This is a genomic window from Pseudoalteromonas sp. ABE4_541, assembly GCF_056312285.1.
This window is the reverse complement of the sequence record NZ_JBSVEM010000003.1, coordinates 243,064-266,682: the sequence shown is the minus strand read 5'-3', so window position 1 is coordinate 266,682 and position 23,619 is coordinate 243,064. Positions and strand designations below refer to the sequence as shown.

18 protein-coding genes are annotated in these 23,619 nt (G+C 42.3%); 7 read left to right on the top strand and 11 right to left on the bottom strand.

Going from position 1 to position 23,619, the window contains the following annotated elements; all coding sequences use genetic code 11:
- Positions 1–299 precede the first annotated feature (299 nt).
- The 6 genes from ACW689_RS05070 to ACW689_RS05045 all read right to left on the bottom strand — a co-directional run bounded on the left by ACW689_RS05070 (position 300) and on the right by ACW689_RS05045 (position 9,110).
- Positions 300–986 carry a UTRA domain-containing protein gene (locus ACW689_RS05070; protein ID WP_476288964.1) on the bottom strand — a complete coding sequence of 229 codons (687 nt, stop codon included), beginning with the start codon at positions 984–986 and terminating at the stop codon, positions 300–302.
- Positions 987–1,109: 123 nt separating this feature from the next.
- Positions 1,110–2,537 carry an FAD-dependent oxidoreductase gene (locus ACW689_RS05065; protein WP_476288962.1) on the bottom strand — a complete coding sequence of 476 codons (1,428 nt, stop codon included), beginning with the start codon at positions 2,535–2,537 and terminating at the stop codon, positions 1,110–1,112.
- The gene (phnX, locus tag ACW689_RS05060) at positions 2,537–3,346 is read right to left on the bottom strand and encodes a phosphonoacetaldehyde hydrolase (protein ID WP_476288960.1); all 810 of its coding nucleotides are present in this window, start codon (positions 3,344–3,346) and stop codon (positions 2,537–2,539) included. Before phnX ends, ACW689_RS05065 begins: the two co-directional genes overlap by 1 nt.
- A 20-nt stretch (positions 3,347–3,366) precedes the next feature.
- Positions 3,367–4,674 carry a DUF5690 family protein gene (locus tag ACW689_RS05055; RefSeq protein ID WP_476288958.1) on the bottom strand — a complete coding sequence of 436 codons (1,308 nt, stop codon included), beginning with the start codon at positions 4,672–4,674 and terminating at the stop codon, positions 3,367–3,369.
- Between the two features lie 72 nt (positions 4,675–4,746).
- Complete coding sequence (locus ACW689_RS05050; protein WP_476288956.1) at positions 4,747–7,545, bottom strand: TonB-dependent receptor; 2,799 nt, start codon at positions 7,543–7,545, stop codon at positions 4,747–4,749.
- A 209-nt stretch (positions 7,546–7,754) separates the two neighbouring features.
- Positions 7,755–9,110 (bottom strand): alkaline phosphatase family protein, encoded by a 1,356-nt coding sequence (locus ACW689_RS05045; RefSeq protein ID WP_476288954.1) that lies wholly within the window; start codon positions 9,108–9,110, stop codon positions 7,755–7,757.
- Between the two features lie 330 nt (positions 9,111–9,440).
- Here ACW689_RS05045 and ACW689_RS05040 point away from each other — a divergent pair, with 330 nt between their 5' ends.
- The 3 genes from ACW689_RS05040 (at position 9,441) to ACW689_RS05030 (ending at position 13,992) form a co-directional block, all read left to right on the top strand.
- Complete coding sequence (locus tag ACW689_RS05040) at positions 9,441–11,855, top strand: amidohydrolase (protein WP_476288952.1); 2,415 nt, start codon at positions 9,441–9,443, stop codon at positions 11,853–11,855.
- Between the two features lie 371 nt (positions 11,856–12,226).
- Entirely contained in the window at positions 12,227–13,144 is a 918-nt protein-coding gene (locus ACW689_RS05035) for a lipase family alpha/beta hydrolase (RefSeq protein WP_476288950.1), read from the top strand.
- A complete protein-coding gene (locus tag ACW689_RS05030; RefSeq protein WP_476288948.1) occupies positions 13,141–13,992 on the top strand; it encodes a lipase secretion chaperone in 852 nt (283 codons plus the stop codon). The genes ACW689_RS05035 and ACW689_RS05030 overlap by 4 nt, the downstream gene beginning before the upstream one ends.
- A 257-nt stretch (positions 13,993–14,249) precedes the next feature.
- Here the strand turns inward: ACW689_RS05030 and ACW689_RS05025 are convergent, their stop codons facing one another.
- Entirely contained in the window at positions 14,250–15,128 is an 879-nt protein-coding gene (locus ACW689_RS05025; protein WP_476288946.1) for a TolB-like translocation protein, read from the bottom strand.
- Between the two features lie 397 nt (positions 15,129–15,525).
- On the opposite strand from ACW689_RS05025, the gene ACW689_RS05020 reads away from it, so the two are divergent.
- The gene (locus ACW689_RS05020) at positions 15,526–16,050 is read left to right on the top strand and encodes a cytochrome b (RefSeq protein ID WP_476288944.1); all 525 of its coding nucleotides are present in this window, start codon (positions 15,526–15,528) and stop codon (positions 16,048–16,050) included.
- Positions 16,051–16,065: 15 nt separating this feature from the next.
- Here the strand turns inward: ACW689_RS05020 and ACW689_RS05015 are convergent, their stop codons facing one another.
- On the bottom strand, positions 16,066–16,431 hold the full coding sequence (locus ACW689_RS05015; protein WP_476289001.1) for a cupin domain-containing protein: 366 nt from the start codon (positions 16,429–16,431) through the stop codon (positions 16,066–16,068).
- A 264-nt stretch (positions 16,432–16,695) separates the two neighbouring features.
- Between ACW689_RS05015 and ACW689_RS05010 the strand changes: the two genes are divergently transcribed.
- Positions 16,696–17,301: a cytochrome b gene (locus ACW689_RS05010; protein ID WP_476288942.1), complete on the top strand. Its 606-nt coding sequence runs from the start codon at positions 16,696–16,698 to the stop codon at positions 17,299–17,301.
- A gap of 50 nt (positions 17,302–17,351) precedes the next feature.
- Here the strand turns inward: ACW689_RS05010 and ACW689_RS05005 are convergent, their stop codons facing one another.
- The gene (locus ACW689_RS05005) at positions 17,352–18,176 is read right to left on the bottom strand and encodes an RNA polymerase sigma factor (RefSeq protein ID WP_476288940.1); all 825 of its coding nucleotides are present in this window, start codon (positions 18,174–18,176) and stop codon (positions 17,352–17,354) included.
- Between the two features lie 667 nt (positions 18,177–18,843).
- Here ACW689_RS05005 and ACW689_RS05000 point away from each other — a divergent pair.
- Positions 18,844–18,972, top strand: coding sequence for a hypothetical protein (locus tag ACW689_RS05000; RefSeq protein ID WP_476288938.1), 129 nt, complete (start codon positions 18,844–18,846; stop codon positions 18,970–18,972).
- 79 nt (positions 18,973–19,051) lie between these two features.
- A complete protein-coding gene (locus tag ACW689_RS04995) occupies positions 19,052–20,989 on the top strand; it encodes a hypothetical protein (protein ID WP_476288936.1) in 1,938 nt (645 codons plus the stop codon).
- A 447-nt stretch (positions 20,990–21,436) separates the two neighbouring features.
- Here ACW689_RS04995 and ACW689_RS04990 read toward each other — a convergent pair whose 3' ends face one another.
- Both ACW689_RS04990 and kynA read right to left on the bottom strand, forming a co-directional pair.
- Positions 21,437–22,624 carry an aminotransferase class V-fold PLP-dependent enzyme gene (locus ACW689_RS04990; RefSeq protein ID WP_476288934.1) on the bottom strand — a complete coding sequence of 396 codons (1,188 nt, stop codon included), beginning with the start codon at positions 22,622–22,624 and terminating at the stop codon, positions 21,437–21,439.
- A 17-nt stretch (positions 22,625–22,641) separates the two neighbouring features.
- Positions 22,642–23,505, bottom strand: coding sequence for a tryptophan 2,3-dioxygenase (kynA, locus tag ACW689_RS04985; RefSeq protein WP_476288932.1), 864 nt, complete (start codon positions 23,503–23,505; stop codon positions 22,642–22,644).
- Positions 23,506–23,619 lie beyond the last annotated feature (114 nt).

Sequence of the window (23,619 nt, the reverse complement as noted above, 5' to 3'; positions counted from 1 at the left end):
ATTTTTGGTTCGGTTTGGCTTTAGTGATTACGGTGGTCTGTTTAGGTGTCGTGTATTGGCAGCAGCTTAAGCAGGCGCTAGCCCATAGAAGTTTTTATGCGAAATTCATCTAATACAGGCGACGACCTAGAATGTTTCTGTCCAAATACGACTTGGGTGAACATCCGTTATTGCAACTGGAGTTAAGGTATTAAGTTCTATTGAACGGCTGAGTTTGGCTTATACGACTGTCAGATTTGATTAAGCCTTAACAATCAAATCGACAGATAAAGTTAAGACTTATTCAGCTAATTAGATTATTAGTGTCCTTCCATGACCATTTCAATCGCGTCATGCAGCCAGTATTCGATATTGTAATCGGCTAACTTACCGTCGCTTTCGTAGCGCTTGCGGATCACTTTAAGACACGGTGCACCACTATTTTTTTCGAGCAATATAGCCACGTCATCGGGTAGTACGGTCACGCTAATCGTGCAATGCTCATTACTGATCTGCACGTTATACTGCTGCGCCATAACTTGGGTAATCGAGCCGTCCAGCGGCATTTGCTCTAGTTGTTCAAAGCGGGTGGCATCGCAAAAAATATCTTCATACATGACGAGCCTTTCGTCCAAGCTTCTTACACGGGTTAGGTGAAATAGTTGGGCGCTGTCAAAATACGGTGCCAATGATTGTGCGCTTTCGCGACCAATGCTGATAACTTTGGTGCTTGGCGTAAAACCTTGCTCTGTAGCAAGTTCATTAAAGTTGACCTTGGTGGCAGGGTGCCACTTGAGCTTTGTAGCGGTAACAAACCAACCTCGGCGCTTTTGACTATAAATAAGACCTTCAGCCTCAAGGCGAATTAAGGCTTCTCGAACGGTTATTCGAGTTGAACTAAAATGCTCTTGCAAAGTACGCTCTGAGGGGAGCTTTGAGCCTGCTGTCAACTGCCCCTCACTAATCAGCGTTTGAATATAATTTCTAATTTTTTGGTATAACAACATAGCGATTAATTAGTGCACTTTTCCTGCGTCATGGTTTTAAAAGGTGATTACCGCTGTAGCCTAACAAGTTATGCCGCATTAAGCTCTAAATACCGAAAATAATACAATATGCAAAAAGCAATATTATGACAGTGTGTCAGCTTTGGCTGCCGAGCCAGAAAACCTTGCTAAATATGCATCAAGTTTGTTTACCGGGCGGTTGTTATCTTCTCGGTATTCTTTTCTGCGAATGGCATTTCTGACCATGTATGCGCCGAGTGTACGAATGGGCTCTACTGGAAATTGTGCTAACTGTTGATTGACTAAAGCGCAGGTTTGCCATTTATCTTGTTTATTGAGCAAAAGTGAGCTCAGTATTTTACCGCCTAGGTAAGACTGCACCACGCCATTGCCCGAATAGCCAGAGCCATAGAAAACTTGGCTTTGATTATTCATTTCACCAAAAAAGGGAAATCCGCTCACACTTCTATCTGAGGGCCCCGTCCATGTACGTTCAATGTCGACTTGGTTGTGGCCAAAAAAGTACGCGAGCGAGTTACTTAAAATTGTTTGATAGCTGCTAGGGGCATCGAACCTTTGGCGTACTTTATTGGCAAAACTGAAGAAATTGCCGCCTTTGCCAAGCATTAAACGACCATCTGAGGTGGTGCGATAGTAGTTAACGAATATACGAGAATCAATTACTGACGCACCGTGGTTTAAGCCTAATGCTTCAATCCGTGCGGGAATTTGAGGTGTTATCATCATATCGGAGGAAACAAGTACCACTTTACGTGAAAAAGAAGGGACTAAGGTGGATAGCCAAGCATTCACTGCAAAGACAAGTTGATTGCACAATAAAGCGCCTTGCGAGCCTTGATGTTGAAAATTCAAGGTGATGGGCGCATTGCCTTGATGATTTAAATATTGGCAATGTTCAAAAATATCAACACCCATTTCGTGCGCAACACGTTTTAAGCCTCTGACTAATAGGGCTGGCTGTACGCTCCCAGCATGGGGTGAATACAGCGCAGCGAGATGTTGCCTTGATCCTGTTCGCGCCATTTGCTCAAGTGGCACATTACGCCAATGATTTAGGCCAGCTTGAGTGAGCGCTTGCATACATGGCTCAAGAATACCCAGTTGCGCACGATTTGATGCACTCATATACACCCCATCAACGCGTAAATCACACTCAATATGATGTGTTTTCGTGAAGGCTTGGATGTCATGCACTGCTTGCTCCGATGTTTGCACGAAAAATGCAGCTTGTTCTTCGCCAAAACGCTGTTTTAGGCTTAGGTATTTACTTGACCAAGTTAACATGGCACCGCCATTTCGCCCTGAGGCGCCTTGCCCACACAAATCTTTCTCTATGATGGCAATACGTTTTTCGGGGCGCTGTTGTTTGACTTGGATTGCGGTCCACAAGCCAGTAAAGCCACCACCTACAATGGCAATATCAATTTGTTTACCACTAGGTGAGCGAGTATCATTTGATGGCTTATGTTGAGCGCCCATTTGGCGCTCATACTGCATGGCTTGATCAAACCAAAATGGCTGAAAAGACATTATGGACGCTCACCACGTGCTAATCGCGCATTGATTTCATTAAGCACAGGCTCAATATCCGCGAGACTGTCTATCACGAAATGTGCACCGGCTTGATATAAATGCGCATATGCTTCGCGTTTTTTATTGGTTTGTTCTTGTGCTGATAAGTCTGACCAATCTTCTTTACTTAAGCCCACAGCATTACCACTGAGCGCCACGCCCACAGTCCACATGCCCGCGTTTAAGCCTTCCAAAATGCCCGGCGTAGAATCATCGACTTTGACACAGGCAGCGACGTTTGAAACACCCAGTTTTATGACATTTTCAAGCGCCATCCACGGGCCAGGGCGAGAGCCCGCTGCAAGTTCGTCACTGGCAACACTGTGATCAGGTCGGTAGCCATAGTCAGCGGCTGCGCGCTCTAGTTCTTCCATTACGGTGCGCGGGTAACCAGAGCAACTGCCAATTTTAACGCCTTGTTTTTGAAGGCGTTCGATTACTTCTAAAACGCCGTCAATTGGCATAGCACGTTCTGCTACCTTAGCTTTTTGTAGTGGCATAAAAGTTTGATAAATATGATCAATCTGAGCATTACTCATTGGCTCACCGAATTGTGCACACCAACGTTGATTAACTTGTTTCAGCTTGCCCAGTGCTTCAATGTGTTCCCACTTGCCCATGCCCATAGGGATACGCGCTTCCTCAAGGGAAATATCGAAATCATAAGCGGTTTTAAAGGCTTCAACAAAAATGCTGGTGGGTGCTATGGAGCCATGGTCGACGACTGTGCCAGCCCAATCTAAAATAAGTGCTTGAATATGTTGCATAGTTTTTCCTTAGTGAATAATTAGTAACTGGCGGCAAGCGTTTTGCCACGCATTCTGGGCGATAAAATGATGTGAAAGTACACTGTGGAGCTGGCGACAAGTCCGGCAGCTAAAATGCTCACCCAATAACTGGTTGCGATAAAGAAGTTCAGCCAAGACAGATTGGGTTGTGCAATGGTGCGATAAAGTAAAATGCTAACCGAGCCGATGTAACCGGCAGAATCGGCAAGATATAGTAAGAACCCAACATTGGCCGTACCACCAACAACGGCAACCATGCGATCGAATAAAAAACAATTGTAGGGAATGTAGGCAATGTACAGCCCTGCGCCTAAGGTAACCATCCACGTCTTGGCATCGATAAATTGTGATTCGAAAGCATAAGTGCTGAGCCCCAACAGCAGTGCGCCAAATAGAATAAAACCATGGTTTACAAAAAAGGCTTTTTTATTGTTTTTGACTAACACCATGGCAGCTAAAGCCAGCAGTACAAAAAATGCGATGCGAATACCCGCATAGGCGAAGATACTCGGCTCTGAACCATACCCGAGTGCCTGCCAAAGCTCGGCAGAAAAGTTATCTCTAAAGTCTCTAAATCCGGTGAACAGTAAAAAGCTGAGTAATAGTGCACAAATGCCAAACCAATAACGTGTAAAAAACTGCCAGCGGGCTTTGCCATCCATTGGTACACGCACCTTCCGCTGAGCAATATCCTGCGCATTGGGCTCCGGCAATAACGCTAGGCAATATACGCTGATAAATAACAGGGGTAAGAACAGGGCGCCTGTGGCAGCGGGCATCCATAATTCATCAACAGCAAACGCATCCATGAGGTAACGGCCAACCGTTTTGACAATACCTGACGCCAAAATGAAGGTAATACACAGTATCGCACCGAGTATCTCGGTTGTACGTCTGCCTTCGAGAAAGCTAAACACTACACCCCAGATCATGCCAAGAGATAAGCCATTTAAGAATAAGCACACCACATTAAGGCCAACAGGCAGCAAGGCAAAAAGCACGAGTGACAACTGGGCAAGCAAGATCATCAAAATAATGGCGTATGCGCGTTTATTGTGATGCATTTCGGAAATTATTTTGACGCCGATAAATTTCGCCAGCATATATCCCAGCACTTGGCTTAACACCAGCGCGACCTTGTAACTGACTAGCCAATCAAAGGTGTCGATGTTGGCATAGCTGACGGCAGAAAATGGTTTTCGAAATGCGTACATGCAAAAGTAAGTGATAAATGCACTGGTTGCGGCGAACAACACAAAAGCGGGCCCTTGTGCTTTATGCAGCCAATGCGATGAAGGTAACGACATAGATTTACTCATTCAGTAGAACTCAGTTTTAGGCGCACCACGAACCCTCTTGTTCGTGGTGCAGCGTGCTAATTAAAAGCGGTAATTCAAGCCAACCATGCCGCGAATACCGTAGTATTCCACTTGCAGCGGTCGGTTTTCGTTGCCTTGGTAATACTTCAGCGGTTCGTTGGTGAGATTATTTAGCTCTAAGTAAACTAGCGCATCGTCGTTAAGTTGATATGACGTGGTAAAATCTACGCTGGTGTTGTCACCGTAGTAACGGTCTTGTTGTGCGGTTTTACCGTGTTCTTCAATGTATTCTCCTTTGTGGTTAACCGCTAAGCGCGCGGCAAATACCGTGTTGTCGAAATACAAGGTCATGTTGTACAGCGCATCCGCTTGGCGAGGAATTGCCACGTCTGCTCTGTCAGGCGTGGTCATTTTTGAGTCCATAAAGGTGGCGTTGGCCATTACCCCAAAATATTCCAATGACGGTGCGATAAACCCTAAGTCTCGATTAAAGGCAACTTCTAAGCCCATGAGTGACGCATTTTCACCATTTTCAGGGCGAAGTAGGTTTACGCCTTGTTTATTACCATAGCGACCTACCGAACTGTTTTGGAAAATGGGGTCTTCAATATCTTTATAAAACACACCTGCTGAGAACAAGCCAACGCGCTCAAAGTAGTGTTCATACATGAGGTCAATATTATTCGAATAGGTCGGCTCTAGGTCAGGGTTACCTGAGTGCAGTTTGTTTTCTATTTCTAAGTAAGTGGCACCCGGCGACAAAGAACCAAAATCAGGGCGTGCGAATGTACGTGTCAGTGCTAAACGCACGTTGTTCATATCATCAAAACGATAGGTGGCGTGTAGTGCTGGCAGTACAGACAAATAGTCATTTTCAGCTTGGTTGCTCACTACGCGTTTTTCGTCTTTTAAATAGGTGTAGCCATCTACTTTCGTGTCGGTGCGTGTCAGCCTCACGCCACCGAGTATTTCTAGTTGGCGACTGGCTTGATAAGTTGCCATGGCATATGCGCTGGCATGTTGTTCATCCACATTAAAATTGCGACCGAGTGCGCCGCCATTGCTCACCAAAGCGGACTCATCTTCAACCAGTCTAAACTTATGCTTATTTTGCGTCCAAAACTGGGCTAGTTCATCAGTGCTGGCAACTTGCGAAAACTGGCTGTGATAATCGATATTAAGTTCGCTTAAATAGTCGCTGCGACCGGGTTGAGAAGAGAGCTTAAAGTTAGCGAGAGTAGGGGCATCACCATAATTTGTATCATTCCATTCATAAAACTCGTCGGCAAAGCTGGCTTGGCGCACTTTATCACGATATTTCACGCCAAATTTCACCACTAAGCTGTCATCAAGCTGCCAATCTAAATCGGCAGAAAATACCACGCGGTCTTTTTCATTCACGAATACTTTGTATAACTCGACCCAAGCGAGTTTAGTTTTTGTTGGGTCCATACGAAAATCACTGGGTAGGTGATTGCTGATAGCATTCCAAGGGTCTGAGCCGCCATCTATCTGATTATATGCGTAATTTTTCCCTGTTTCTCTATCTTCAAGGCCGATGTAACCAACATCCTTTTGATCAAAACGTACTACAAAATAGCTGTTGTCTTCGGTATTGGGCATATCACCATAGCGGAACTCGTTTTCGTAACTGGCCAAAGACCAAGTGAACGTTTTATCAAAGCCAAAATATTGCTCACCAGCCAGTTCAAAGCCCTGCATTTCGGTGATGAGTTCGTTGCGAATGTGCTGCACTTCAACGCGGTCTTTATCAAAGCGCATGCGGTGTTTATAGTGAGTTTCATCATCAATTAGGGTGCCATACATGGCGCTGGCACTGAGGGTGCCTTGCTCTAGGCGGTACTCAACAGAGCCGTTTAAACCATAGGTTTCACGCGTGCCTGTGTAATCACGCAGCTCCAAACGGTGAATACCTATGCCATCATTGCCGCGACGAGGTTCGTAGTTATCGGTGGCCCAATCACGCTGCCAAGCTGTTGCGTTAATTAAAAAACCGAGCTTGTCGTTCAGCAAGCGGTCGCCATACAAAATACTGGCAGAGTAATTTTCACCATCCGATAACTCATTAGTGCCTATAGCAAAGTTGGTATTAAGTACAAACTCATCAGGGGCCTTTTTGGTAATAAAGTTAACATTACCACCAATGGCATCGCCTTCTAAATCTGGGGTTATCGCTTTTGATACTTCAACAAACTCAATTAATTCGCTTGGGAAAAAATCGAACGCAGTGGCACGGCTGGTGGTTTCCTCTTCTGCTGTTGGTAAACGGTTGCCATTGATTGATGCGGAGCTCCATTGCGACGGTAGGCCACGTACAGCGACAAAACGCCCTTCGCCCTGATCGCGTTCAATCGATACACCAGGGATACGCTGCACTGCTTCGGCGGCATTGCGGTCTGGTAGTTTACCTATGCCATCGGCTGAGATCACATTAATGATGTTGCTGGCATTTTTTTGCGTGTTGGCTGCGGCCATTTCGCCGCGTTGAATTTGCCCTACCGCAACCACTTCTTCAATGCCGCTTTCTACCTGCGCATTTAATACAATGGGCGTAAGTGCTTTACGTTCGTCGTCAGTTACAGTGATGCTCAGTGTTTTGGACTGATAGCCCATATAGTTCACTTCAAGCTGATATGTGCCTGCGGGCAGTTTTGGTAATTCAAAGCGGCCATTAAAGTCAGTGACTGCGCTTTTATTACTACCAACCACTTTGATCAGTGCGCCGGATAAGGTATGTTGCTGATCTTTTACGATACCGGATAGTTTTGCGTCTCCAGCAAACAAATGAGGGCTGGTCAGTAATAATAAGCTGCTCGCTAAGGTAGAAAGTTTGTTCATTGTCGGTTTCTCAGTTGGGTTTGTTCTGGTCTAGACCAATTATTTGAAACTTATAATAGAGACGCTTTTTTACAAAACCGTGACGTTAAGATGAAACCAGCATGATCGTACTGATTTTGTAAATAGTTAGATGATTGAAGTGTTATAACGTGAAAACAAAAACGCATGACGAAAGCCATGCGTTAGAGCTCTACGTGTTTATGCGCTAATTAGTTAGCAGGAACTGTGGTGATAGGGTCAGCGGTACCACCACAATCAAATTTGGCAACATGCTCATTGCTGCCTATGGTACTTGGTGTGCCCGCTGATGCATCCCATTCTAAACCGCAGTGTTTGCCACTGATGGTGGTATAAATAGTGCTGCTAGATATACGAACAGGATCGGCTTTGTCACTGCAGTCGAACTTAGCAAGGTGTTCATTGTCGTCAAGCGCCGATGGCACACCGTCGCTTGCTTGCCATTGTAAGCCGCACGATGAGCCATAAATATTGGCATAAATGACGTCATTCATTACCAATAAAGGATCGGCTGAACCACCGCAATCAAACTTTGCAACATGCTCTGAGCTTTGCAAAATTGAAGGTGAATCTACATCTGCATCCCACTCAAAACCACAATTGCGACCAGAAATTGGGCTATACAGTTTGTTGTGATCTTGACGGCTTAGCAAAGAAAGGCCATCAAGCGATGGGTCGAATGAGAGCTGCATAAAGTCGATGATGGTTGGGACGATTGAGGTTTGTGCAGGCTGATTGTACAGGCCAGAGAAATCTTGATTGGCAACGGAAATATAGCGTAGGTTTTGCATCGATAATGACTTATTACTGGCAATGAAGATGGTTTTTTCGCTGAGAGTTTGATTGCCATGACCGTAGCCATTGCTGCCATTGCGACCGTGATCTGTGGTTACAAGTACTAACCAATCTTCTCCCGTACTTTGCTCACGTTGCTCAACCGCATCTAACATTTGGCCAAGGCGTCTATCACTATCGATGATGGATTGATCGTACTTTGCTCCCCAACCATGGCCATGGCCAGCACCATCTGGCTCATCTAAATGGATAAAAACAAAGTCAGGCTTAGCGCTTTGCAAAGTATCAATAACCCGTTGCGTACTACTATCATCACTGCCACCTTCCGAATGTGCGCTCAGTAGTGGGATATCTTGAGAAACGATTTGCGAATTAATCGTTCCCCATGTGGAGAAAGAGTAGATCTCGGCACTCGCGTCATGCTGGTGGATGCGCCTAAAAATACTTGGCCAGTTTGTATTGATTGGGCCCGTGTAATTATCAGGAATTTGGTGCTTATTTACCCATACGCCAGTCAAGATGGTTGCCCAGCCTGGACCGCTGCTGGTTTTTTGCTGTGAAAAGCGTCCATTTATGCCACCGGCATACGCTTTAATTAGGTTTAGCCTATCAAACGCGGGGGTAGGTAAGCTTTGAATATGCTCAAGTTGAGCGCCATCAACGCCTACCAGTAGAACATTTTTATCCATTTGTGCTGCCATGCTGGCAAAACTTGGCAGTAGCGCGATTGCGCTTAGTAGTGCTTTTTTCATTTTAGAATTTTCCTCATTTCCAGTTAAATGTGTCTCAATCGGGTTCTGGTATAGTCCAGATTTTATGTGATTTTTTAGTGACAGGCATAAGAAGGATCAGAGCGATTTTTATGACTTGGGTCATAAATTAGCCGTAATGGACGAAAGTGGCGCGATTTAATACGTCTGTAATGTGGCGTAATCGACTAATTTATCAGTTGTTTTTACTCTTATTAGTGAATGTATGGTTGTCTTGCTTATGTGAATGTAAGTGGGCCACTGTGCAGAGATAAAACTCTATGCGTATCAAAGTAGGTTTATACGCAGAACCTACCTTTTAAAGGAACGATGATGAATAAGCTAACCAAACTGTCGTATTTATGCGCATCTTTGCTTGTTGCAGGATGTAATTCCACACCCCAAACAGTTGTACCAGAGCCAATTGAAAATGACCCAAGAGAAGCCGTTTTGGTTTTTTATAATGGCGATGTGATCACGGTTGACGACAGCAAAAAATTTGAGATAAAGCATGAAGACAAGCCAGCGGTTTTGGTTGTTGATGGCATCATCAAAAAGGTAGGGCATAAAGACAAGGTAAAAAACATTATTCAAGCAAACTACGTGGATGACACAAAATATAATGTTCAATACATAGATTTAAATGGTCGCACCTTAATGCCTGGCTTTATTGAGCCACATGCGCATTTGGAGATCACAGCACAAGCGGGCATGGTTAAAAACCTCATGCCGTGCTTACCTAACAAATACCAACAAAAACTCGATACCGACTATGGTTGGTTTTATTACCCCAAGGATAAGAATGGCCAATTTTCAGGCTGTTATTTGTATTTAGATGACGCGATTGCCAGTGTAGCGACCGAAGGCACAGTTGTTAATGGCTGGAAAGTGGGCAACGGTTTAGATCCATCGCGTATGGTACAAAAAAAATACGCGGAATTGGGTTTTGACGAACGACTCAATAAAAATAAAGAGTTCCTCAACTTTCCAATGTCTTATATAAAAGATGAGCAAGGACAGCTGATGACGGAACACCCCGTTTTTCTCTTTGATCAATCCGGCCATTTGGCTTATGCCAATATGAAAGCTTTTGAAAAGTCGGGGTTCTGTGACAAGACGGTTTCACCGTCAGAATTGGCTTTACTTTCACCCAACGCGAAAGAAAAGTTGTTAAAACTGGGCTACTCGTATAGCAGCTCAAGTGATGGTGTTTTATTAAGTTGTTCTGGTAAAAAGCAAGACATGCAGCGCAATCAGATTATTTTGCAAGACTTATGCTTTAGTGATGGTGAGCTTGCTATAACGCCAATGATAAAAGGTGATGAACAAGCTGACTGGCAATACTCAGGCCTCATCAAAGAGTCGAGTGCTTACATGATGTTTGTTAATGCGATGATGAGTAAAAAGAGCGATGGAGCGTTGAACATTCGTGGCATGATCAAACATGGTGCTTCTGAAGGAGCGCAAGCAAAATGCCCGATCAGTGAAAGCTCGGTACAACAGAATGAGCCAGCCAGTCTAGCTTTGATGAATACCATGAAGTACATCTTAAATACTTCCTCACAACAGGGCGTAACTATGTTTGTAGAGGGCGGTACAACGCCTGAGATGAAAGCGAACTACACAACACTTGCAGATAATGATGAAGCTTACACCCGTATTCGTTCACTTTATGATTGGCGTGAATTTGATGATACAACTACCCGTGTGCCTCTAGATGATGAGGTTTATAACGGGATGTTTTCAGCGGAAGGGATTAAGTTACTATCCGATGGTTCGACCCAAGGTTGTAGCGCGAATTTAGTGAATGATTACAGTGAAGATGGGCTCTGTGAAGCATTTGGGCGAGGCCATGAGGATTATAATCAAGATGAGATCCAAAAAAACCTACAGAAATTTGCCGATTGTGGTTGGTATTTCAATATCCATGCTAATGGTGACCAAGCTATCAAAGACTCCGTTGGCGCTTTAATTGCCATGAAAGGTAGTTTAAGTGATGCTTATGGTAGCGATGTGGCATGTAAAAATAGGCAGCAGCAAACGGACTATAGCCAGCTACATCATACTATTATTCACTCAACAGTGAGCAATAAGCAAAGTGGTAAAGCAAAGAATGCGAGTGCAAAGTCTGACAATGCGATTGTAGAAAATTACCTTGAGGCACGAAAAGAACTACCTAATTTGTCTCCTAGTCACTTGATTGCACATGTTGCTTATTGGGGGGCATCGATGAGAAATGAGTTGGGTGATGCACGTGGCAACAATATAGACCCAATGGGCGATGAAAAAAGGGCTGGAATTCCGTTTTCAATGCATAGTGACTTAAGTATCAGTCCGTTGTTCCCTCTGTGGTTTATTGAGCAAGCGGTGACACGTAATACATGGGAATATCCTAATTTAGAGTTTCCAAGTCAGTCATTGAATACTGAACAAGCGATAACAATTCAAGACGCGATTAAGGCGGTAACCTTGGTACCAGCGCAACAACATAACATCGCCGATAAATTAGGTTCAATCACAGAGGGCAAATTGGCAGATCTAATCGTTTTGGATCAGAACCCTCTTGAGTTTGATACGGACGAAGAAGGCCGTCAAAAAACAAACATTCATAGCATTAATGTTGAATGTACCTTTATATCTGGGGAGCAGATTAAGTGGTTTGACCTTAAAGCGTTACAAGATACAGGAGAGGAAATTGTAAAAGGCCCAAACTGTGCTTTGTTACCAGGTCGACTCTCTGATCTGTAATCACTGACTTATGGTGCTCAAAAAGTTGAGCACCATATAAAAACCACTTTTCCTGCCGAAAATATTCCGTAATAGACCGCAGTTTTTGAGTAAATAACCTAATTCAACTAATTAAATTGAAAATTTTTTCCTTAAGCGAACAACAAAACTAGAAACAAACATCAATTACTCAAACCAAAGAAACAAAATCGCTTAATCAAACGCTTAAGCCAATTTCAAATATACGATTATTGAAAAAGTTGTATATAAAGCGCATTGCAAATACCTGTTGCATTGCAATGGAAAGTACAAATTTTACACTGAGAGGCTTGACCTCTTACCACCTTGCTTTATATTTTTTGTTACTAAACTGTTACATTTGGAGCAAGAAAATGAAGAAAATTATTCTAATAACTTTTATAGGGTTTATGTCGGTTTTTGCACAAACTGCGCAATGTGATGACGAGCTGGAATATCCAGTTGTGCTGGTCCATGGCTTGTTTGGCTTTGATAATTTACTTGGTGTGGATTACTTCTATCGCATCCCTTCGGCGATACAGCAAGAGGGTGGGAATGTATATGTTGCAGAGGTGTCATCGGCGCATAATTCTGAGTTAAGAGGTGAACAGTTACTCGAACAAGTTGCCCTTGTTAGAGCCATTACTGGCAAAGATAAGGTTAACTTAATTGGTCATAGCCAAGGTGCACAAACCATACGCTATGTTGCTTCGGTCAAACCTGAATGGGTGGCATCGGTTACGAGTATTGGCGGCGTAAACTGGGGCAGTCGCTTTGCTGATGTAGTGCGTGGCAGTGTGGACCAAGGCTCTTTCTCTGAGCAATTTTTAGCATCGCTTGCCAATGGGTTAGCGGGGTTGATAGATTTATTATCGGGCAAAGCAACGGCGCCCAAAGATGCGTTAGAAGCGCTAAGTGCGTTGACAACCGAGGGCACTGTGGCATTTAATCAAAAATATCCAGAGGGCGTACCAAGTGCCTACTGTGAGCAAGGTGATATGCTTGCTGATAACGGCGTATACTACTTCTCATGGAGTGGTGCAAAAGCATGGACCAATGTATTTGACCCTGCTGACAATGCGCTTGCACTGTTCTCACAAGTGTTTGATGAAAAAGGCGATGGTTTAGTGTCGTCATGTTCAAGCAATTTGGGTTATGTGATTGGCAACGACTTTAAAATGAACCATCTCGATCAGGTTAACCAAACCATTGGTATTCATCACCTGTTCGAGACTGATCCAGTTACTTTGTATCGCCAGCATATCCGTCGCTTAAAGGCGCTTAGCTTATGAGATTTTGGCACCTTTTTTCACTCGTTAGTTTGGCTGTAGTCGGTTACTTTTTATTAATTGACTTGAGTGTCACCGATAAGAAGATTGACCAAAGCAGTCTATCTGAAGAGTTTGCTGTGACTAAGGTGCCAGTGGATCCCCTATCGTCCACAGTGCCAGCCAATGTTGAGCATTGTGGTAAGATTAGCAAAGCGCATAAGCACCAAATTGATGATTGGTTACTGGCGCTACAAACACAAGACAAGCTGGATGACTGGCAAGCGAACTTAGAGCGCTTACCCGCATGCTTACATGCTATTACCAAAGATTACTTATCATACAAACAATCGCTGGGTGAAGTGGATGATAACCTGAACCTTCATGAGCGATTAACGGTATTAAAATCATTGCAAACACAGTATTTTAGCGAACAAATCATCGATGCATGGTTTGCTGATGAAAACGCGTGGGATAGCAACGCGTTAACACGTTGGCAAATACTCTCAGATAAATCACTCAACGCTGCGCAAAAAAATGTGTTAATAAGTGCTCATCTTAGCCAACTCCCCGAGGGAGAAAAGCAACTGATCAATTCGGCTCAAACCTTTAGCCAATTGGCCAAGCAGTGGCAAACAATGGACTACAACCAGTTGCGCGAGTCATATGGTGATGACGCGGCACAGCGACTGCTCCAATTACAGTCACAACAACTTCACTGGCAACAACGGGTGGACGACTTTAAAAAACAGCGAGATGACATCATCACCCGCTTCGAAGGAGCACAGCAACATGAAAAGGTACTAGCATTAAAGCAGTCGTTATTTAGTGACAACGAACTAAAACGCCTACATATTTTACTAGATGACTAAGGGGTGGAAGCTTGGTGTAGGTTGGCATCAGCGAAGCGGCACCCGACTATGGATTGGTATAGTACGGCAATAATCAAGATGCGCAAATAAGATTAATCGCCAAGATGTGCTCTTATTGGTGAGTGGTTAATAAAATGCGCACCTTTTAAGAACCAACGGAATGGGACGGCTGAAGCTATACTTCAACCGTGCCAAATTTTGATGCTACAAGCATCTGATCCTAGTTCCTAGAATCTGTTAGATATGAGCGAACAAATTCACAATGCCTTCGGCTTCAGCTTGTACAGTACTTCAGCACTTACCCAATAGATATCCCCGTCACTGTCTTTAAATTCTTTTGGCATACGGTTAAAGAAAAGGTATTTACCATCCGGTGATACATAGCCGCCAAGTTCCGCGCCTTCAGAGTTTACTTCAGCGCCTAGGTTAATCGCTTCACCCCAAGAGCCATCTTTTTGCTTGAAGCTGACATATAAGTCTGAGTCACCATGCCCTTCTTCTCTTTCGCTATCCCAGATGAGGTAAGACTCGTCCTGTGCGATAAACGGGTGTGCAGTCCATTTTCCCGAGTTGATGTGTGGCGGAAAAAGTTCCGGTGATTGGCGTTTGCCATTTTTGATGGTTGAAAAACGCAATACATCATTGTTTTTTGCATCATCAAACACATAGGTTCCCTTGTTTGATGAGGTTAAACGCATGATCCCATAGTCTTTTTTATCAATCATCGGGCCGATACTTTTTATCTCTGACCAACCGTTTTTGGTAAGCGTTCTGTACTTTTTTCCTAAATACATAATCTTGCCATCATGGCTCACGATAGGGCGGCCAACCCTTGGCCCAACAACTGACTCTGTCCATTGGTTGTTTTCGAGCTTAAAGCGCATTAACCACCATTTGTTCACGCCGTTTTCCTTCCTCGTAAAGTAAAATTCGGTCATGTCAGGCGTAAACGAACCACTGAAGTCACGATTGTCTATTGAGACATAACCAGGCGCGAATACTTTGGCGGTCATCCCCGGTGGCGTTTGCCCAAGATAAGGCCCTGAGAGTTGCTGATGTTGTTCTTGGCTAAAACTACTAAAGCTGCTTAATAAAAAGAGACTCGATACAAACGAGCGCTTAAAAACGTTGGTCATGACTTTACCTCATATTTTGACTTTGACTACTTTTGGATAGACGACAACTAAGCTCTCATGTTCATGTTTTGCGTGCTTGATGTTCATTTGATTTTTAACTGACTTCTTAATGAATCGATCTCAACCTTTTGATTATATTGCTAACATTTTTATTTCAGGGAGGTGATGCTATTTGATGCAGGCGTGTATGTATGAGCGCAGTAGCGCATCAATGTTTATGTAAATTGATATATGTCAGTTTGCTTTTTCTCTCGCTGTGCACAGTAGCGCAAAAAACCACCAATAAGCCAAAGTGTATTACTCGATTTATCATTCTATAACTGGGTTACATTGTCTATATTTTAACCTTTATTTAACTTTGTGAGGCGTAAAGTCAATCAGAAAAGGAATTGAGATTATGAATGCAACATTAAAAGAAATGCGGTTTGATTTGACTTCTCGGCTTTTGCATTGGCTCTCTGCGGTCATCATTATTTGGGCAATGATGTCAGGGTTGAGCATCGTATTTTTTGAGTTAGACGATAGCTGGCGAAAGTCGATACAGAAGTTTAATGTCTCCATTACGACTTTGTACATTCCATTTTTTTGCTGGCGGGTAGCGCATATGCTGAGGCGCTGTAAACCTAGTTATCAAAATGTGTTAACTCCCTTACAAGTACGCTGCGCATGTATTGCACACATGTTGATTTACGTACAGGTGGCTTTGGTCTTGGTTTCAGGGATTTTAATGATGGATAGTCAGTATGATGTTTTTGGTTTGGTTGTGTTCGAGCCTATCATAAGCGAAGCACATGTGCAGCGTACTTTTGCAAAGTTACATCACTATTGCAATTACCTGTTACTCGTTTTTGTGATTGGACATGTACTCGCTGTGGTTAAACATCAACTCGCAGGGCGAGCGATTTTGAAAAGAATGCTTTAAAAGCGGCTGAAATGGTTATATCCATACGTCGTTTTGTGCAGTGAGCTCGCCGCCAGCGTCCCCAGTATTGACAACGTTGTTTGGCTCAATGATCATGACTTTACATTCTTGGTCAGCAAATGGTTTGTGTTCAATGCCTTTGGGTACAACGTACATTTCACCCTCAGAGAGTGTGACCGTTTTGTCATGAAATGCGATGTTCAAAGTACCTTCGATGACCAAAAACACTTCATCTGTATCTTTATGATCATGCCAAGTGAACTCACCTTGTAATTTGACTAATTTGAATTGGTAGTCATTCATTTGCGCGATCACTTTAGGTGACCAATGCTCCGTAAACTTTGAAAATTTCTCTTCGAGGTTTATCTTCCCTTGCGGCATCATTTCCTCCTGCAAAAATAAATTTAATTAAATAGAGCCGACTGGTTGTATAACATGATTTTACTACTCAAGATAGTGATTAGATAAATTAAAATAACCATGTCATATTCCAAATTGGGATTATATATAATGATTAATTGCATTGCCTTCTGTCACCTGTAAGCATCGATTTAGTCAAATAGTGAGATGCTATTTAAAGGGATGAATGTCTTCTTAAATGGCAGGTTTGGTGTATTTTTATTTCGAATGGAGCAGGGGAAGGCTATGAAAGGTGCAACAAATATGCTGGTCGATAGCAATAAATTTAAAGTAATGGATGGTTTTAATGCTGAAAATTTTGAAACACACGGCTGCGAAAGTACCCTCGTTGAAAAGTACCAGCCTATGCAAAGGTTTTTTCATTGGATTTCAGCGGTTGTAATACTATGGGCGACCATCACTGGATTTTCGGTCGCGCTTGGTATTTTTTCCAGCGAGTACAAGAATATAATTGGTAATTTTAATGTGGCCTTAACACTTGCTTTTATACCTTTTTTCATAATCAGAGTATTCACATGTATTTGTATGGGAAAGCCAAAAGATAGTCGATTTTCAAAAAAACAAACTAAGCTAATATTCCTTGCTCACTTTTTTATCTATACATCTATTTCTGTTGTTTTGATGAGCGGATTGCTTATGATGGAGAGAAACATTAATTTATTGGGATGTTATACATTTAAACCTATTTTAGAAGTGGGCTATTATACCGCGCTGTCTCTTGAGGTGCACCGATATAGCTGCGCTGTACTTGCATCTTTTATACTTGTACACATATTCGCTGTCATTTATCACCATAGTAAAGGGGTGAATGTAATTAACAAAATGACTTGAATATAACTTTTTTATATATCTTATTTTATATAAGCCCATTCCACATGGATTTATGGGCTTATTTCGCTCAGGTCAATAGAGTAGTTTTTATTTGCTCGTACCCTTTCTTCTATCAGATTTAACTTTCCTATATATTCTTTTGCCCTTTGCCACTTTTCTCTATTAATGTAACCGTGTTTATTTTTCAATTTACACTTACATATAGACGCTACTTTGATTGTTATGTTTGCTTTACAGTTGCAGCTGGGTGTGTGCTTGTAATGGCCCGACATAAACTCAAGCACATTTTTACGAGCCCTAGACAGGCGTTGTCGATAATTTGCATTGCTAATGTTTAGGATACTCGCCGCTTCTTGTGGTTCAATGTCAAAAATCTCACCTAGCAAATACGCTTCTCGGGCTTTAATGTCTAGGCATTCGATCATAGCGATGCTGCACGAGATACTGAACTCTTCTAAAACTCTTTGATAGTGCGGTGTGTCTGACTCGTGGTAATATTCTTGCGCTGCAATTTCATGAATATTTTCATAAACACCTTCAAAACTCATTTCTTGCTCAGCACGCTTTTTTTCCCTCATTGTTATTAGTGAGTTTATTGCAATTCTGTATACCCAGGTGGAAAATTTTGACTCCCCCCTGAAGCTGTCTAGGTTTCTAAATATTTTAAGAGCAATCTCCTGACGAGCCTCCTGTGCTTCATCGCTATCGTTTAAAAAACGATATGCGATGGCATAGGCGTGCTTGCTTAGGCGACGGAACAACAATTCAGTCGCTGCTTTATTGCCTATTTTAGCTTCGTAAACTAGCAGATCTAACTCTTCAATATGATTATTCGAGGTATTTTTATTTTGCCATTTGTTACTTCTTCTTGTCATTTTTTAACTCAAATAAATTGCAATAATAGCAGTGTTTTTTATATATGATGTTAACTTTTCATTGTGTTTGCGAGCTTTTATGATTTCTCCCCTCCACTTGTGTATTTAAAGAGAGTTTTTAGTCCTGTTATTTTTATTTTAATGATGTTGCCTTTTAATTATTTCAATGATTGGAAGTTTGCATTTATTTTTTAAATTATTTCTTGTCACATATGTGTTTTCTTTTTGTCTAACAGTTCGAGTGGGTGATTTTTAAGCTTCTATTTCATTCGTTGTCGAAAAATGTATGTTTTAAATTTTTATATTTCATTAAAAATTAATGGAAATGTCGTACGGGAATTTGTATGTGAAAATCGGAATATAAATTGGAGATAATATTTTTTTATTAACCTACTCCTAATTTTTATGTGCTTTAAAATTCTCTACTTTTTGAAGTGGCGCTCACTTTTAGTGCTAAATGGTTAATATTTTTGTACGAGTAACTTGAATACGACGTTCGGCGATTAGTCGCACCTAAATGAACGGCCAGATATGTTTTTTATGAATAAATTCATTGGGTTAAAAGGGGGTAGTTATGTAAGTTGTAGTTGAGGTAGCGCTTATCAGAGTTAATTCCAAAAATAGATGGCAGCTATACCCAAATGAGGTGTTGCTTAGAGAGGTTCGAATGATGTCGTTTTACATGGAAGGTGCCAAGTCACGTAATTCGTTCAAGTATCGCTCAATTGCTTTGAGCTTCTTTATTCGCCAACTGACCGTAACTTCTGAGCTGCGATCACTGGCTAGAGCTTGGTGACACAAAACTTGCCTTTTGTGTTATCAAATTTGGCTTTTTATTAAATGGATGATTATTTAAAACAAGTTAGAGAACAATTATGAATATTATATCAAAAGCTTGCCTTTTGGGTGCAATCACGTTTTATAGCGCTTACTCGTTCGCCCAAAATGAAACAATATATTTGACCAACGAAGATTTTAAATTTGGTACTTACATTATTGATGAGCCAGGTACATATGTTTTGAAAGAAGACATAAGCTTCAATCCCAATAGTATTGAAACATTAAGTATCACCGCTATGCAGCGCCCTGATCTTGCCGAACGCTTTCACTTGGCTTTACCAGTGAACCCTTACGAATCAGGGTTTCCTTTATTTACCCAATATAAGCTTGGTCCATCTTCCAATAGTGAGTTTGCTCCATTTACCAGCAAATACGATCCTGCGGCTTTTAGTTTAGGGTTTTTTGCCGCTATTGTTGTAAGCGCTGAGAATGTTACGATAGATCTGAATGGCAAAGAGCTAAAACAAGCTGAAGAGCATGCCTTGGTGCAACGTTTTTTCTCATTGATAGAGCTTGCAAATCAGCCATTTATTCCAAAACAGGGGCCCGCAGATTTTGGCCAAACGTTTGTTCCTGCAAAAAATGTAGTGATTAAAAATGGTAAGTTAGGCCTATCTGCACATCATGGAATTCATGGCAATGGTAATGTCAATGTACGTATTGAAAATGTTGACTTTGATGGCTTTGAAGTTGCAGCGGTGGCACTTAATGGTGTAGATGGCTTACAGATCACTAATTCGTCAGCAAATAATCAAAAGCATATTCCTGTGCTGGGGCTTTTTTCGGCGGCACAATTTATTAAACACTACGTGAACTACTTAGAACGTATCGACTCTGCAACGGTATTAACGGTGAATGGTGTTGAGCTGAGTGTTCATGATATTAAAGAGAACTTACAAGCAAGCATTAACGATGCATTTTGGGACATTGCTAAATATGGCAAAATTGACAGTGCCACTCACCCTGATGAATACGCCATGTATTACAACAAGTCAGGTTTGCTCGATGGTAATTCCTATTCTTATTTAGTGAATCATATGGGGGTGGCGGTGAATGGTTTCCCTGTGATGCCACAAACTGCGGATAAGTTTCCAGCTCGAAATGTGACGTTTACCAATGTGACTGTTGAAGAGCAGTTTGTCGATATAAAAGAAGTGGTTGCAATTAACAACAATGGTCGCGCAGTGATCGACCCGAATGGCGCCGTCTTTCAGCTTTTTAATCGTCATCCAGACACCGGTAAGTTGATTACGATTTCAGATGAGTCATTAGACAAGGCAATGTATGTGGGTAATGCAGTTAGCAATGCTCAAGCGTTTGTTGCTAAAGCAAAGCTTAATGGCGAGTTTCAAAATGCGCCGTTTGACTTATCTAGACTCAATATTAGTCAAGAATTATTGAATTGGGTGGAAGGTAAGCCTGGTAATGAACACCTGTCATCCATCGTCAATTTACCAAATGGCCTATTTTGTAATGGCGATAGCATGTTTCACGTAAATAAAGGAGTCATTGGCTTTAAACTGGATGGCGCTGAGCATGTCTCTTTAGTAAACACTAAAATTGGTAAAATTAAAAACTTTAGTCAACCGGGCTCGTCGTTATGTGGCGATCCTAATAAGGTTAAGTCACACCCAGCAGCAACCTTATCTGGGTATGGCGGCACCGCGGCGCGAGGCTACTCTGTTTCGGGGAGCGCATTTGTAAATATTCTTGGTACTGACATTGGCGAAGTGTATTCAGCACATGGCAATGTAAGCGGCATTGACGTATTAACCAACTCGCAAATGGTGACTTTAAATAGCATTTTGCTGAGCTGGCTTGAAGATGTCTCAGGTGTTTATCACCCCGCGGGTATTGAAGTTAGTAGTGACACGTTTGGTACCGTTGTCCAAGATGCTTGTTTGCAATCAAACCCAGAAAATACATTGGTTGATCATAGCCAGATGATTTTTACTTTTACACCTAATTGTTAGTACAACCTTTGATACATTTTAAAAAGGGCACAAAGGTTTTGTGCCCTCTATTTTCGTACTTTTTTGAAACAACACAATGAATTGAACTGATCAGTCACACGTCTTGGTAGCTATGGTTGTGATTGGCGTATGTGGGTTATTTTTCTACCTTGTTCGTAGGGTTATTTACTGATTAAACATAATGTCGCCAATTTAATGCCATTTGCTTTGCTGATCCCCATATGTGGCATTATTGGTGCTAATTTACTACTGCTAGAGTATCTCACTCATCTTGAAGTGCTGGGAGCTGGAATGAGCATAATGGGAATAGTGATCAGTGTGTCAGGTAATAGGTTCAATGTAGCTAAAATTGCTAACAAGGTGCGTATAGAAAAAATGAAGTAAGTGGATATTTTGGCTCAGTAGGTAGTATTTACTTACTTACCATCTGAGCCTGATATCAACAGCTTAAAATTGGCTATTTGCAATATCTTCCATCACATTCAATGCTTGCTCAAGCTGATTTTGGCTAACGTAAGGAGCAGGCCCTAAACGTAGTTGCTCACCTCGGCTATCTGATTGAACGCCATGTTCATGTAATTTGGATACCCATTTGCTTGCGTGTGGTGTTGTCAGCGCCAAAAAGCCGCCGTTATTTTCATGTTTATGACTAGCAAATGTAAACGCTTGAGCGAGCTTTGGAGATGATTCAATACCGCTTCGTAGCGTTGCGATTTGCAGTTGGTTAATCGAGCGAAGGACATTGATATCCAGATTTTGTTGCTCAAAAAAGTCGAATACGGCGGCTGCACGATAATGACTGCTCGGATCGTAAGTGGCGCCTTCGAAGGCATGATATCCAGGCCCATACGCGACTTGACCGGGCGCTTGATCTAAAACACTAAACTCTGCATACCAGCCTGTAATAATTGGACTACCGTTGTACCCTTGAGGTATGCGCATCATGCAGTTGCCCTCACCGGCTTGGCAGTATTTGTAGCCACCTGAGACAATAAAAGCATCTTCAAGTTGCCAAGCTTTTATATCAAACGGCACCACGTTCAGTGCGTGATAGGTATCGACTAGGCACGGCACATTTTGTTGGTGAGCGTGCTTAGCTACCACGCCAACATCGCGAAAAATCTCGCTGGTGCCATAAAAAACTGCCGAGATCATGACGGCATCGGTGTGTGCGTCAATTTTATCAATTAAACGTTGGGCTAGCGTGTCGCTTGGCGCGACGCTCACTACTTCAATTTGCATATTGAGTTGTTTGAAGCGATTAAGCTGCCTACGCATAGAGTGAAATTCGCCATCTGTTGTGACGATTTTCACAGGGCGACCAGTTGGCTTTTTAAAACAGTTTAGGTCAGATAAAAACCTGAGCAGCAGTTCGTGTGTTGACTCACCTAAGGTGATCTGTGCGTTATCTTCACCAAGTAATTTTGCGTAAAAATCTTTAACCCGCTGTGCTTTTTCAAATGCTTTACCCCATTTATCATCAACATGTGCGGCAGCGTCTTGAAAACATTCCAGCAAGCCATCTTTGGCAACATTTGGCCATGCTTGATGTGAATGACCTGAAAGCAATATACGCTCGCTGACTTTAAAATCACTGTAGTGAGACTGTAGCGTTAATGAAAGATCCAATGACATAGTGTGTGCTCCAGCGGTTACAGATGCGTTCTTAGCTCAAAAAGCTCAGGGAAGAAGCTAATATCAAGGGCTTTTTTCAAAAACTCTACACCTGAAGAGCCGCCAGTGCCCATTTTATTTCCGATGATGCGTTGTACGGTATACATGTGTTTAAAGCGCCATTGTTGAAAGCTATCTTCAATATCAACAAGTTTTTCGGCAAGCTCGTAAAGGTGGAAATACTTATCGGCATTTTTATATACGGCTAACCAAGCATCTAATACGCTTTGATTTGCTTCATAAGGCTGGCTAAAGTCACGATTTAACACACAGTCGTCAATGGGTAAGCCTTGTTGTTTTAGTGCATTTAATGCTTCTTCATATAGGCTGGGTTTGTGAAGAATGTCGTTTAGTTCAGCATGCACCGAGGGGTTACTTTCATGTACTTTTAGCAGCTCTGTATTTTTGTTCCCTAATAGGAATTCGATTTTTCGGTACCCGTATGATTGAAAGCCTGATGAGTGGCCCAGTGCATCACGAAACTTTAAGTAGTCAACGGGGGTGAGTGTGGACAAAATGCCCCAGGACTGCGTAAGCTGACTTAAGATCTGTTTTACGCGAGAGATCACCTTAAAGGCATGCCCAAAGTTGCCACTTTTTATGTTCTCGATTGCCTCATAAAGCTCATGTCCAGCTAACTTTAGCCATAGCTCGCTGGCTTGGTGAATGATGATAAAGAGCATTTCATCATGTTGATCCGACAGAGGGTGTTGCGCATTAAGTATTTGTTCCAAGTTAAGGTAGTCACCATAAGACATATCATCCTTAAAGTCGGTATGAATGTCTTTTTCCATTGCACGGTAGTTACTTGGCTTGTTATCTGAGTGGTATGGGCAACTCATAGTTTATTCCTGCCGTTTATAATAGTTGAACAACTCGAATTTCTTATTCGACACTTTCGGTATCGGGCAAGAATAACAACCAATTAACAGATCAACAAAGAAACGGAGGGCTAA

What these genes read in the sequence shown, in the direction of transcription:
- ACW689_RS05045 (WP_476288954.1), bottom strand. Translation starts at nt 9,110, where the DNA reads ATGAAAAAAGCACTACTAAGCGCAATCGCGCTACTGCCAAGTTTTGCC.
- ACW689_RS04990 (WP_476288934.1), bottom strand. Translation starts at nt 22,624, where the DNA reads ATGTCATTGGATCTTTCATTAACGCTACAGTCTCACTACAGTGATTTT.
- ACW689_RS05035 (WP_476288950.1), top strand. Translation starts at nt 12,227, where the DNA reads ATGAAGAAAATTATTCTAATAACTTTTATAGGGTTTATGTCGGTTTTT.
- ACW689_RS05050 (WP_476288956.1), bottom strand. Translation starts at nt 7,545, where the DNA reads ATGAACAAACTTTCTACCTTAGCGAGCAGCTTATTATTACTGACCAGC.
- phnX (WP_476288960.1), bottom strand. Translation starts at nt 3,346, where the DNA reads ATGCAACATATTCAAGCACTTATTTTAGATTGGGCTGGCACAGTCGTC.
- ACW689_RS05020 (WP_476288944.1), top strand. Translation starts at nt 15,526, where the DNA reads ATGAATGCAACATTAAAAGAAATGCGGTTTGATTTGACTTCTCGGCTT.
- kynA (WP_476288932.1), bottom strand. Translation starts at nt 23,505, where the DNA reads ATGAGTTGCCCATACCACTCAGATAACAAGCCAAGTAACTACCGTGCA.
- ACW689_RS05065 (WP_476288962.1), bottom strand. Translation starts at nt 2,537, where the DNA reads ATGTCTTTTCAGCCATTTTGGTTTGATCAAGCCATGCAGTATGAGCGC.
- ACW689_RS05015 (WP_476289001.1), bottom strand. Translation starts at nt 16,431, where the DNA reads ATGCCGCAAGGGAAGATAAACCTCGAAGAGAAATTTTCAAAGTTTACG.
- ACW689_RS05005 (WP_476288940.1), bottom strand. Translation starts at nt 18,176, where the DNA reads ATGACAAGAAGAAGTAACAAATGGCAAAATAAAAATACCTCGAATAAT.
- ACW689_RS05070 (WP_476288964.1), bottom strand. Translation starts at nt 986, where the DNA reads ATGTTGTTATACCAAAAAATTAGAAATTATATTCAAACGCTGATTAGT.
- ACW689_RS05025 (WP_476288946.1), bottom strand. Translation starts at nt 15,128, where the DNA reads ATGACCAACGTTTTTAAGCGCTCGTTTGTATCGAGTCTCTTTTTATTA.
- ACW689_RS05040 (WP_476288952.1), top strand. Translation starts at nt 9,441, where the DNA reads ATGAATAAGCTAACCAAACTGTCGTATTTATGCGCATCTTTGCTTGTT.
- ACW689_RS05000 (WP_476288938.1), top strand. Translation starts at nt 18,844, where the DNA reads ATGATGTCGTTTTACATGGAAGGTGCCAAGTCACGTAATTCGTTCAAG.
- ACW689_RS04995 (WP_476288936.1), top strand. Translation starts at nt 19,052, where the DNA reads ATGAATATTATATCAAAAGCTTGCCTTTTGGGTGCAATCACGTTTTAT.
- ACW689_RS05055 (WP_476288958.1), bottom strand. Translation starts at nt 4,674, where the DNA reads ATGTCGTTACCTTCATCGCATTGGCTGCATAAAGCACAAGGGCCCGCT.
- ACW689_RS05030 (WP_476288948.1), top strand. Translation starts at nt 13,141, where the DNA reads ATGAGATTTTGGCACCTTTTTTCACTCGTTAGTTTGGCTGTAGTCGGT.
- ACW689_RS05010 (WP_476288942.1), top strand. Translation starts at nt 16,696, where the DNA reads ATGAAAGGTGCAACAAATATGCTGGTCGATAGCAATAAATTTAAAGTA.